Source organism: Micromonospora sp. DT231 (assembly GCF_049847025.1).
In the GTDB taxonomy this organism is placed as follows: domain Bacteria; phylum Actinomycetota; class Actinomycetes; order Mycobacteriales; family Micromonosporaceae; genus Micromonospora.
Window position 1 is genome coordinate 415,299 of the sequence record NZ_JBNCNO010000006.1, and the last position, 12,085, is coordinate 427,383.

The 12,085-nt window shown below is 71.8% G+C and carries 9 protein-coding genes; 5 read left to right on the forward strand and 4 right to left on the reverse strand.

Annotated features, from left to right (window positions below; all coding sequences use genetic code 11):
- Both ACPXBU_RS18900 and ACPXBU_RS18905 read right to left on the reverse strand, forming a co-directional pair.
- Positions 1–408 (reverse strand): roadblock/LC7 domain-containing protein, encoded by a 408-nt coding sequence (locus tag ACPXBU_RS18900; RefSeq protein ID WP_007465177.1) that lies wholly within the window; start codon positions 406–408, stop codon positions 1–3.
- Entirely contained in the window at positions 405–3,536 is a 3,132-nt protein-coding gene (locus ACPXBU_RS18905) for a nitrate- and nitrite sensing domain-containing protein (protein ID WP_425759001.1), read from the reverse strand. The genes ACPXBU_RS18900 and ACPXBU_RS18905 overlap by 4 nt, the downstream gene beginning before the upstream one ends.
- A gap of 444 nt (positions 3,537–3,980) precedes the next feature.
- Here ACPXBU_RS18905 and ACPXBU_RS18910 point away from each other — a divergent pair, with 444 nt between their 5' ends.
- A complete protein-coding gene (locus ACPXBU_RS18910; RefSeq protein ID WP_393370320.1) occupies positions 3,981–5,162 on the forward strand; it encodes an ABC transporter substrate-binding protein in 1,182 nt (393 codons plus the stop codon).
- Between the two features lie 159 nt (positions 5,163–5,321).
- On the opposite strand, the gene ACPXBU_RS18915 is transcribed toward ACPXBU_RS18910, so the two are convergent.
- Both ACPXBU_RS18915 and ACPXBU_RS18920 read right to left on the reverse strand, forming a co-directional pair.
- Entirely contained in the window at positions 5,322–6,182 is an 861-nt protein-coding gene (locus tag ACPXBU_RS18915; protein ID WP_425759002.1) for an ABC transporter permease, read from the reverse strand.
- A 103-nt stretch (positions 6,183–6,285) separates the two neighbouring features.
- Positions 6,286–7,314 (reverse strand): ABC transporter substrate-binding protein, encoded by a 1,029-nt coding sequence (locus ACPXBU_RS18920; protein ID WP_393370315.1) that lies wholly within the window; start codon positions 7,312–7,314, stop codon positions 6,286–6,288.
- Positions 7,315–7,585: 271 nt separating this feature from the next.
- Here ACPXBU_RS18920 and ACPXBU_RS18925 point away from each other — a divergent pair, with 271 nt between their 5' ends.
- From ACPXBU_RS18925 to ACPXBU_RS18940, 4 genes are all read left to right on the forward strand, one after another.
- On the forward strand, positions 7,586–8,371 hold the full coding sequence (locus ACPXBU_RS18925; RefSeq protein WP_425759003.1) for an ABC transporter ATP-binding protein: 786 nt from the start codon (positions 7,586–7,588) through the stop codon (positions 8,369–8,371).
- A 2-nt stretch (positions 8,372–8,373) separates the two neighbouring features.
- Entirely contained in the window at positions 8,374–9,324 is a 951-nt protein-coding gene (locus ACPXBU_RS18930) for an LLM class F420-dependent oxidoreductase (protein WP_393370469.1), read from the forward strand.
- Entirely contained in the window at positions 9,321–9,629 is a 309-nt protein-coding gene (locus ACPXBU_RS18935) for a cupin (RefSeq protein WP_007465195.1), read from the forward strand. Before ACPXBU_RS18930 ends, ACPXBU_RS18935 begins: the two co-directional genes overlap by 4 nt.
- Before the next feature lie 77 nt (positions 9,630–9,706).
- Positions 9,707–12,085 (forward strand): hypothetical protein (locus ACPXBU_RS18940; protein ID WP_425759004.1); only part of this gene is annotated, 2,379 nt, incomplete at its 3' end.

The window sequence follows — 12,085 nt, forward strand, 5'->3', positions numbered from 1 at the left end:
CTACGAGCGCACCGCGTCCCGCGGCAGCGGCACCAGCGCGGCGCCCACCCGCTCGACCAGCAGCGCCATCTCGTAGCCGACCTGGCCCACGTCGCAACTGCGCGCGGCCAGCACGGCCATCGACGAACCGTCACTGATCGACATCAGGAAGAGATACCCGCTGTCCATCTCGATGACTGTCTGCAACACCCCACCCGCGCTGAACATCCGGGCAGCGCCCTCGGTCAGGCTCACCACGCCGGAGGTGATCGCGGCGAGCTGGTCGGCCCGGTCCCCCGGGAGATCCCGGGAGGACGCGAGCAGGAGCCCGTCGGCGGACACCGCCACCACGTGGGCGATGCCCGCCACGCTGTCGGCGAAGTTGGTGAGCAGCCAACCCATGTCCTGCATGGCAGCTGGCCTGTTCATCGGCTCTCCTTGGTCGAGGTGCTGTTCAGGTCCGTTCCGGCCGTCCGACCACGTTGTACACCGCGGTGGTAGGCCGACAACAGACCGCGTACTTCATCGGGGGTCCGCCGGCTGCGGTCCCGACCGCTCTTCGGTTCGATGCCGCCCGGCACGAGCTGCGCCTGCGGCACCCGCTTGGGCAGCCCGGATCGGGTGGTCCCGGCCGGAGCCGGCTCGGCGGCCCGGCTGGCCCGGGACCAGCCCTCGTCCGCGGCCGTCCGCCAGGCGTCCGGGTCCACGGGTGGGGCGGCGGGCGCGGCAGGGGCGGTGGGCGCGGCGGGTGCGGCCGACCGGGCGGCCGGAGGCGGGGAGTACGACGGCGGTGTGCCGAACCCACCGGCGGTCGCGCCGCCCCGGCCCGGGGTGCCCGGCGTGGTGACGCTGTCGGTGTTGGAGCTGCCCGGGGTGCGGGTCGGCAGGGGCGGTCGGGCCGGTGCCGCGGTCGGCCTGGGGGCGGCACCCGGCTGGGCGCGCAGCCCGGCGTCGGCCGGAGCGGCGGTGGCGGGCGGTGGCGGCTCGTCGAACTTCGGCCGGGTGAAGATCGCGGTGGCGTCGTCACCGTGCGACCGGAACCAGACCGCCTCCATCTCCCGGAAGATCGGCGCCTCGGCGGGGAACTCGGGGCGGGTGCTGACCGGCGCGGCGGGTACCGACGGGGCGGGGGGCGGTGCCACCGCGCCGGCGCCGGCGACCGGCCCGACCGGCAGACCCGGTGCGTTGCGCCCGTCCGCGGCGTCCGCGGTCGAGCCGCGCCGGGGCAGCGGGTCGATCGTCGGATAGGCCACCGTCGGGCCGCCCGACGAGGTGCCCGCGCTGTTGCTGTACGCGGGCCGCGCCGGCAGGGTCGGGGGGACGGGCGCCGGGGCGGCCGGGGGCGGCGCCGTCGAGCGGGCACCGCTGTAGCCACCCGCGTGTACGGCCGGGGTGGTGTCCCGCGAGTCCAGCGGCGACTGCCACTGGGTGGGAGCGGGAGTGTTGGTGCGCCACTGGTCGGGCAGCGTCGCCGCCGAGGTCGCGGCACCGGCGAACTGTTCGCTGTGACCGGCCGGGGTGAGCGGCGTCTGCTCCACCGCCATCGGCTGACGCGGACGGGTGAGCACCTGCTCACGGCCTCGGTTGGTGGGCAGCACCACGGTGGCGGCGGGCAACGTCACCTGGGCGACGGTGCCGCCCTCGACGTTGCGACGCAGCTCCACCCGGATGCCGTACCGGGAGGCGAGCCGGCTGACCACGGCCAGACCCATCAGCCGGAACGCGGCGACGTCGACGCTCGGCGGGGCGGCCAGCCGGCGGTTGAGCGAGTCGAGCTGCTCGTCGGTGAGGCCGAGCCCGCGGTCCTCGATCTGGATCAGGACGTAGTCGCGGATCCGGCGACCGTCGGCGACCACCGTGGTGTTCGGCGGCGAGAACCGGGTGGCGTTGTCGAGCAGTTCGGCGACGAGACGGACCACGTCGTTGACGGCGTGCGCGGCGACCGAGACGTCGGTGTCCACGGTGCCGAACTCGATGCGGTTGTAGAGCTCCACCTCGGACTGGGCGGCACGCAGCACGTCCACGACCAGGGCGTCGTCGCGACGCGGCACGGCGGAGTCGGCGCCGGCCAGGACCAGCAGGTTCTCGTCGTTGCGGCGCATTCGAGTGGCCAGGTGGTCGAGCTCGAAGAGCTGCGCGAGCCGCTTCGGGTCCTCCTCGCCGCGCTCGATCGCGTCCAGCTCGCCGATCATCCGGTCGACCAGGGTCTGACTACGACGTGCCAGGTTGAGGAACATCGCCGAGACGCTGGTCCGCAGCGCGGCCTGCTCGGCGGCGACCCGGACCGCCTCCCGGTGGACGACGTTGAAGGCCAACGCCACCTGGCCGACCTCATCGCGGCTGTTGAGCTGGATCGGGTCCCGAACCTGGCGGACGATCTCGTCCGCCCCGCCGTCGCCCACGCTGCCCATGTTCTGCAGCCGCCGCACGGCGTCGGGCAGGTCGTGGTTGGCCACCGAGAGGGCGCCCTCACGCAGCCGGCGCAGCGAGTGGTTGAGCGAGCGGGCCAGCACCACGGCCAGCGACACGGCGATGATCAGGGTCAGCAGCACCAGGATCGACTCGATCACGGCCTGCCGGATGACGTTCGAGCGCGCCGTCTCGGCCTGCTGGAGCAGTCGGTCCTGCAGTTGGATCTCGGCCCAGCGCATCAGGTCGTTCACGGCGCCGATGGCGGCGGTGGCGTCCTGCGCGGTGACAAGCGGGCGCTGCCCGACCGATCGGCTGATGTCGGTGGCGACCCGGTCGGCCAGGCCGACCGCGTCACCGGAGACGGTGCTGTCGACCAGGGAACGCTGCACCGGGTCGGCGGCCAGCGAGAAGGAGACGAGGGCCTCCTGCTGGCTGGTGAGCGTCGCCACGAAGGAGGAGAACTGCTCGGAGTCGAGTTGGCCCGCCGTCAGAGCGGTGAACGCGACGGCCTCCTCCTCGGCGACGGACGCCTTGGCACGGGCGAAGGCGGAGACGGCGCGGCGGCTGTCCGCGAGGCTCTCGTCGCCGGGCAGCTGAGCCAGGCCGTCACCGTAGGAGACCAGGTCGGTGAGGATGACGCCGTAGCGGAGCACGACCTCGGCCACCGCCATCTGCCGGCCGTCCAGCACCTCTTTACGGGTGTCGTCCAGGGTGGCCAGGTGCTCGTCGATGGCCTTGAGGCGGTCTCGCAGGGCCGCCGGCACCTCGCCGATCCGGCCGCGCTCGGCGCGGTACCTGTCCACCTGCTGCTGCGTCTCACGGACCCGCAGGTTGTACGCGTCGGCCGGCTGCTGTGGATTGGCCAGGTAGGCAGCCGCGGCCATCCGCTCGACCTGGAGGTCCTGGGTCAGCGCGCTGACGTCGATGGAGAGGGCCGTCAGTGACCGGGCTCGGGTGGCGTCGAAGGCGCCCTCGCCGACGGAGATCAGCCGGACCGTGGCCAGCGCGATCACCGCCGCCACCGGGACGACCAGGATCAACGCCAGTTTGGACCGGATCCGGGCGTCTCGCAGCCTCGGCATCCGCCGGCGCGTCGGTCGAGCGCTGTCGCCGAGCGCGGGCAGGGTCGTCGGTCCGGTGCTCACGACATCGCCTCCGTCGTTTCTTCCCCGCCTGACCCACTGAGCCATGCCGTAAGCGGAGGGGACCACGCGCGGCACGGCCGCGATTTCATCAGAGATGATCCTGTTTGGGAAGCCGCAGTGAGGTAGGAAACGGTCGGACGGAGCGCATCCCGTGATCCGGGCAACTGATACCTTCATTTCCGCAAGCCCCTGAACAGGGCATGTAACTCCTGAGTGGTCACGCGTGTATGCAAAGTGAGCTTTTGCAAACATTGCGTTACCCCAGCATGTGGGATGACCGTCCCGAAAATGCTACCGGGGTCCGCGCTTGACCACAGCGCCGGCCATTGGCAAGGTTTTGCAGGCTTCGCGCACACCGTACGGCAGAGGAGATCCCGTCTTCCACTGAGGACGGATTAGCGGCGGTGACCGGGCAGCGCCCGCGCCCGCACCTGGAGGACTGAGTTGAGCCCCATCCGCTCCGCGACCATCGCGGCGCTCGCATCGGCCGTAGTGGCCACCACGCTCACCGGCTGCCAGTTTGGCGGGGCGGAGCAGGACACGAGTCCGATCGTGATCGCTGCCGACCTCGAACTTTCCGGCGCCGCCGCCCCCGTCGGGCAGACGTACAAGCGCGCACTGGAACTCAAGCGGGACCAGTTGAACTCCTCCGGCGCACTAAACAACCGGAAGATCGAGCTGAAGGTGAAGGACAACCGTTCCGACTCGGCCGAGTCGCTTCGCAACATCGTCGACTTCAGCAGCGATTCCCGGGTCAGCGCCATCATCATGGGTGGCTGCAACGAATGCGCCGTCGGAGCAGTTGGAACCATCAACGAGAAGCGGATTCCCACCATTGCGCTCGCCGCTTCCGGGGCCATAGCCAGCCCGGTCGCGCAACGACGCTACGTGTTCAAACTCGGACCCAACGCCCTGGACAGCGCGGCCGCGCTGACCACCGAGCTGCGTCGCAACAACATCCGCAAGGTGGGCCTGCTCGTCAGCGACAACGACTACGGCCAGGAGGGCGCGGCCGCCCTCCAGAGCGAGCTGATCAAGGCCAACATCACGTTGCGCGAGCAGCGGGTCAGGACCACCGACACGGACGTCAGCCAGCAGGTCCGACAGCTCGTCACCGTGGGCAAGCCGGACGCGCTCGTCTTCTGGACCCCACCGGAGCAGGCGACGCTCGCTGCCACGAGCGCCTCGCAGACCACCTTCCGCGGGTCCCTCTTCTTCGACGCGGGCGCGGCCGGTGACCTCTTCCTCGGCCCGGCGGCCAGGGCGACCGAGCGGGCCACGCTGATCTTCACCCAGACCATGGTGATCGACGACGTCATCGCGACCACACCCGCCAAGGCGGCACGGCGGCAGTGGTTCCAGGACTACACCGCGCGCTACGGCGGCTACAACGGCTCGTCGTCCTTCGCGGCGGACGCCCTCCAGCTGATCACCGACGCGGAACTTCGCGCCGGTGGTGAGGCCGGGAAGGTGGACCGTAACGGCATCCGGGACGTGCTGGAGACGTCCCAGATGGACGGCCTGTCGGGTCCGATCCGGATGACGCCGGACAACCACAGCGGGCTGATGCCGCAGGCGCTCACCACGCTTGTCGCCCGTAACGGCCGTTGGCGCCTGGCGGGGTAACGGTCTCCGGGCCACCGCTCCACAGATGATCAACGCGACGTCATTGAATTCCCGGTAATCGGGACGCGCAGTAGCCCCGACGTCCCGAAAGCCGAGTCGATCAAGAAAGGGCCGGCCTCCCGATGGGGAGGCCGGCCCTTCGCATTCTCGCCGCTCGGGTCAGCGGCTGCTCGTGGTCTCGCGCACCCAGGGCAGCGCGATCCGTTCGATCAACAGAAGCGCCGAGTAGAGCAGAATGCTCACCAACGCCACCAACATGATCGCCGCCCACGCGGTGGCGGTGTCACCGACGCCCGCGTACTGGGTGATGACGTAGCCGAGACCACTCTCGCCGGCCTGGAACTCACCGATCACCGCGCCGATCGCGGCCAGCGGCATGGCCACCTTGAGCCCGACGAAGATCTGCGGCAGCGCGGCCGGGAAGCGCACCTTGCGGAACGCCTGCCAGCGCGAGGCGTTCCAGGAGCGCACCAGCTCGGCCAGATCAGCGGGCGTGGTGGTGAGCCCGGTCGCGGTCGAGAGCACGATCGGAAAGAAGCAGAGCAGGAACACCATCGTCAGGATCGGTTTCTGACCCCAACCGAGCGCCACCACCAGCAACGGGCCCAGCGTGATCTTCGGCACCGCGTTCACCGCGACCAGCAGCGGGGTGAACATCCGCTCCACCGTGCCGGAGCTGGCCAGGGAGAGTCCGATCAGGACACCGGCCACCGCCGAGAGCGCGAAGCCGATCAGGATCTCCAGCAGGGTGGCCCAGGTGTGCTCCAGCATCTGGGCCGGCTTGTCGACGAACGCGGTGAGCACGTCGCCAGGCGGCGGCAGAGCCGCGGGATGGACCAGTTCCAGCCGGGCGATCAGCCACCACGTCGCCAGGGCGATCAGGAGGCCGGCCGCTGGCAGCAGCGCCGCCCCGGCCCCGGCGCGGAGACCGGCGCCTCGACCCGCCCGCCCCGCCCCGGCTCCGACACGCACGGGTGGGGATGCCGCCACCGCCGGGTCCACCGACCGGACGTCGGTCATCTTGTCCTCCTCGAAATCCCACGGCCCCCCGGGGGCCGACGAGCGACGGGGGTACGCCCCACCGGAAACCGGCGGGACGTACCCCCTGATGACGACCGGACGATCAGGCCTTCGGCGCGAGGCTGAAGTCGATGATCTGCTCGGGGGTGATGTTCTGCTTGAGCGCACCGGCGCCCTGCAGGATGGCGATGCTCTTGGCGACCCGACCACTGTCCAGGGTGCCGATCGCGGTGCCGGTGTTGCCGGACCGGACGTACGCGGCCATCAGCTCCAGCTCGGCGGCGGCGGCGACCGGGTTGGCGGCGTCCACGTTCTTCTTCAGGATCTCGCCGGCCTCCTTGGGGTTGGCCAGGCTGTACTCCAGGCCCTTGAGCAGCGCCGCGGTGAACTTCTTCACCATCTCGGGCTTCTCCTTGGCGATCTTGGAGGAGGTGATCAGCACGTTGCCGTAGAGGTCCTGCATCACGTTGCTGTACGGCAGCATGACGGCCTTCTTCTTGGCCACGGCCTCGATGGTCGGCTGACCGACGACGAACTGGCCGATGCCGTCCACCGCACCGGAGGCGAGCGTGCCGATCAGCGCCTGCGCCTCACCGTTGACCCAGGTCACCTTGCTCGCGTCCACACCGGCGAGCCGGGCGTACGTCGGGAAGAGGTTGCGGACCACGGACCCGGGCGTGTCGGCGAGCTTCTTGCCCTCCAGGTCCTTCGGCGAGGCGATGTTCTTGCCCTCGACCGAGGCGATGCCGGCCATGGTGCGCTGCTGGATCGCGGCCACCACGGTGAAGTCCTTGGCCTGGCCGTTGCCGACCTGCAGCAGGCTGCCGGTGAGGTCGACCGGGCCGAACTGGGCCTGGCCGCCGACGATGGTCTGGATCACGCCGCCGGTGCCCTGACCAGGCTTGATCTCGACGTCGAAGCCGGCGTCCTTGAAGAAGCCCTTGTCCTTCGCCACCCAGGCGTAGGAGTCACGGCCGAAGTTGCCGAAGGAGGTGAGGTAGGTCACCTTCTCCAGTGCCCCGCCCTTGCCGCCCTTGGCGTCAGACGAGTCCGACCCGCTGCTGCAGGCGGAAACGAGAGCGAGGGCAGTGGCCAGCGCGGCCGTAGCGACCGTACGGGTCAGCCTTCTCATCAGTAGCACCATGTCCTTTCCAACCGGGGCCCACAGGCCGCCGGAGGGGGTTGTCATGACGGGCCGGCGGGAGGGGTGGAAGCCGGACGCCGCCGTCGTGGGGGGACTCTTCGCGGGCACAGCGTACGAGAGAGACACAGTTGTGACGCCAGGCGTATCGGGTTGCGGAACGGAAACAACCTCATGACCACCCCGGACAGTGCGATACGAGGGCAGGCCAGCTAGCCTTTGCCGGATTCCTGACCGTCCACTCAGCGGAGGTCCGCCGGAGATGATCCAACTGGCCGGGGTGTCCCGTACCTTCGAAGGCCGATCAGGCCGGGTCGAAGCGCTGCGTGGCATCGACCTCGATGTCGCCGAGGGTGAGTTCGTCGCCGTGCTCGGCCGCTCCGGCTGCGGCAAGTCCACGCTGCTGCGCCTGATCGCCGGGCTGCTCCCGCTGAGCGCCGGTGAGATCACCGTGGCCGGCACGCCGATCTCCCGTCCCCGCCAGGACATCGCCATGCTGTTCCAGAAGCCGGCGCTGCTGCCCTGGCGCACCGTGCTGGACAACGTCCTGCTGCCGGTGGAGATTTTCGGCTGGAGCCGCGCCAAGCACCGCGAGCGCGCCCGGCAACTGCTCGACGTGGCCGGGCTGGCCGGGTTCGAGAAGCGGCTGCCGCACGAACTCTCCGGCGGCATGCAGCAGCGGGTGTCGCTGTGCCGGTCGTTGATCGGCGAGCCCCGGGTGATGCTGATGGACGAGCCGTTCTCCGCGCTGGACGCGCTCACCCGCGAGGAACTCTCCGGCGAACTCCAGCGGGTCCACATGGAGAACAAGCCGACGATCGTCTTCGTCACCCACTCGATCGACGAGGCGGTGCTGCTCGCCGACCGGGTGGTCGTGCTGAGCCCTCGCCCGGGCCGGATCCGCAAGGTGGTGGACGTCACCATCCCCCGGCCGCGCACCCTGGGCCGCAACGCCCACCTGGCCGACGTCGCACGCGTCAGCGCCGACCTCCACGAGCTGCTGATGGAACGCGAGCAGCCGACCACCGTCGGCGCGGAAGGACGATGAACATGCGGGTGTCGGTCTTCACCGAGCCGAACCGCGGCGCCAGCTACGACACGCAGCTCCGGTTCGCCCAACTGGTCGAGGCCTGCGGGTACGAGGGTTTCCTCCGCGCCGACCACTACCAGTCGATGGGCGCCGACCCGGGCCTGCCCGGCCCGACGGACGCCTGGCTGACCCTCGCCGCGCTGGCCCGAGAGACCAAGCGGATCCGGCTCGGCACCCTGGTGACGTCGGCCACCTTCCGCCTGCCCGGCCCGCTCGCGGTGATGGTCGCGCAGGTCGACCAGATGAGCGGCGGCCGGGTCGACCTGGGCATCGGCGCCGGCTGGTACGAGCGCGAACACACCTCGTACGGCATCCCCTTCCCGCCGGTCGGCGAGCGCTTCGACCGGCTGGCCGAGCAGCTCGAGGTGCTCACCGGGCTGTGGCGGACCCCGGTCGGGGAGACCTACAGCTTCAGTGGCGACCACTACCGCCTGGTGGACGCGCCGGCCCTGCCCAAGCCGGTGCAGGTGCCCGGACCGCCGATCATCGTGGGTGGGCGCGGCCCCAAGCGCACCCCCGAGCTGGCCGCCCGGTACGCCGACGAGTTCAACATGCCGTTCAAGTCCGTGGCGGACACCGCCGCCGCGTTCGACCGGGTGCGTGAGGCGTGCGAGCGCACCGGTCGGACGGAGTCCGGCCGTCCGCCGCTGGTGCTCTCCGCCGGGCTCGTCGTGGCCATCGGCCGGACCGACGCCGAGGCCCAGCGGCGGGCCGCGCCTCTGCACGAGAAGAGCGCGTTGCCGCCGGAGGACCCGGTGGTCGGCTCCCCCGCGCAACTCGCGCAGCGGATCGGCGAGTTCGCCGCGATCGGCGCCACCCGCGTCCACCTGCGCCTGATCGACTTCGCAGACCTCGACCACCTTGAGCTGATCGCCGCCGAGGTGCTCCCCCAACTGGACGGAGAACGATGACCGACGTGATCGACGGAACCGAACTCGGGCCGGTGGGCCAGGAGATCGTGTACGAGAACGACCGGGTCCGGGTCTGGCACATCCGGCTCGAGCCGGGTGAGCGGCAGCCACTGCACCGGCATGACCACCCGTACCTGGTGGTGGCGATCGAGGGCGCGAAGAACGTCGTACAGACGATCGACGGCACCCGGATCGACGCCGACGAGCCCACCGGCGGAGTCGTCTACCGGGACCCCGGGGCCGTACACATGCTCACGAATGTCGGAGACACGACTTACCTGGCCCGACTGGTCGAACTCAAGTAGACCCGCCGAACGCGAGCCGACGCGCCGCGCGGCGCGCCGGTGGCGGTCGGGTGTACGGGGTGCGTAACGTGCCGGACATGGCCTTTCGGACCTGGGGCAGACTGCTGCTCACGGCGCTCGGGGTGAGCGTGCTGGCCGGGGCCGGCCAGCTCGGCGTCGCGTACGGTTTCGGCATCGTCCGGTTAACCGGCGCCTTCACCGGTACGACCGTCAACCAGTGGCCGGCCCAGCTCGTCTGGGTGGGCTGGTTCGCCGCGAACGCCGCCGTCGCCGGCGCCGTCCTGACCGGACGCCTCGCGCGCGGCGATGCTCCGGCGGCCAGCACCGGCCGGCAGCTGGCGATCGGCGGCGCGGCGGCGCTCGGCGCCACCGTCATCGCCCCGCTCTGCATGCAGCCCGCCCGCGCTGCGGAGCTGGTCTCCGTCGACCCGGTCTGGGCGGTGGGCATCTGCGCCGTACTGGGCGCGGTGATCGGAGCCGGCGCCGCGATCGCCGTACTGCTCCGGCCCGCGCTGGGCTGGAACATGGCGGCCGTGGCCGGCGTGGTCTGGCTGTTGGCGCTGATCTCCGTCCTGCCGTCGCTCGGCACGACCGGCCCACTGCCGACCGTCCGGCTCGGTGTGCTGGAGCCGAGCTGGCTGAGCGACTCCACCGCGCAGCGGCTGGCGCTGCTCCTGCTGCCCACCGTGGCGCTGCTGGCCGGGGCCGCGACCGCCGGGTTGGCGCGCTGGCGGGGGCAGGACCCCCTGATCAGCGGGGCGACCGGGGTGGCCGGTCCGGTGCTGGTGGCGTTCGCCTACCTGACCGCCGGTCCGGGCGACTCCGTGGACCGCTACCAGGTGACTCCCTACTACGGCTCGTTGATCGCGATCCTCGCCGGTGCGCTCGGCGCGGCCGCCGCCGCGCTGCTGCGTTGGCCGGCGGGTGCCCGTACCCCGGATTCGCAGGCGATCGAGCCCAGCGACATCCTGGACGCGCTTCCCACCGGCCCGGCCCTGCCCAACGCCGCGTCGCCGAGTCCGGCGAACGACCCGGACGCCGCCGAGCGGACCGCCGCGCGGACCGCCGCGCCCTCGGCCGGCCTTGAGCCCGCCGGGGGCGATCTGACCGGCGCCACCTCGGGTCCGCGCGCCGCAGGCGGCTCCGACGGCGTACGCACCGTGCCCGCCCACTGGGACTGGCCGGCGGACGCCACCAGCGGCCAGCACGGTGTGACCCCTGCCGCTCCGGCGACGTCCCAGGCCTGGCGGACCGATCCGACAGGTGAGTTCACCGCCGGGAGGCGGACGCCCCCGGCGAGCCGGGACGATGTCACCTCCCCGCCGGCTACCGCCGCCATCGCCAACACGGGAACGGCCGACGCGGGCGCAACGAGCACGGAGACAGCCGCCGTGAACCCCACCGGCACGGAAACAGCCGGCGCGAGGGCTACCGACGCGAAGAGGACCACCACCCCAACCACCACCACGGACGGGACCAGCACCGGGACCGCCGACACCGGCGCGGCCAACACGGCGACCGCCGACACCGGCGCGGCCACCACGGCGACCGCCGACACGGGAGCGGCCGGTACGGCGACCGCCGACACGGGCGCGGCCAGCACCGTAACCGCCGACGCGAACAGGGGCAGCGCGGCAACCGTCGACGCGGGCGCGGCCGCCCTCGACGCGGGCGCGGCCGCCCTCGACGCGGGCGCGGCCGCCCTCGACGCGGGCGCGGCCAGCACGGCAACCGTCGACACGAGTGGGGCCGAGCCTGGCACGGCCGACGCGCCGTTGACGGTCAAGCCGCGTCGAGCCCGTAAGGCGAAGGCCAGCCCGCTCGACGCCACCATCGATCCAGCCGACAGCACGTCGGGGTCGAACGCCACCGACGAGCCGGCCGCCGGCGCTGCCGAGCCCGACCGGGAGAGCCGGGACACCACGTCCGGCCCGGCCTCCGGGGCCACCCCGACCACCACGGCCCCGGCAGAGGCAGCGGCCCCGACCAGCGGAACCGGTCGGACGAGAACCCCCGTGACCCCGACCACCACCGGTCCGACGAGGACACCCATCCCGACCACGAGCGGCCCGACGAGAACACCCATGCCGATCATCAGCGGTCCGACGAAAACGCCTACCCCGACCACCACGGGTCCGACCGGGGTGCCGGCTACTCCGACCAGCGCCAAGGGTGCGGCGGTCGATCCACCGCGTACCCCGGACGTCGCCAGCGCCGCTCCCACCACGCGACCAGTCGGGAAGTCGGCTGCTGCCGGGGTTGGCGGCACCACCAGCGCCCGGCCCGCCGGGGACAGTGCCGCCAGCGCGCCCAGCGCCGGGGACGGTGTTCCCGCGGGTGCGCGGACCGCCGGGGACGCTTCCGCCGCCCGCACGCCCACCGCCGGGGACGCTTCCGCCGCCCGCACGCCCACCGCCGGGGACGCTTCCGCCGCCCGCACGCCCACCGCCGGGGAC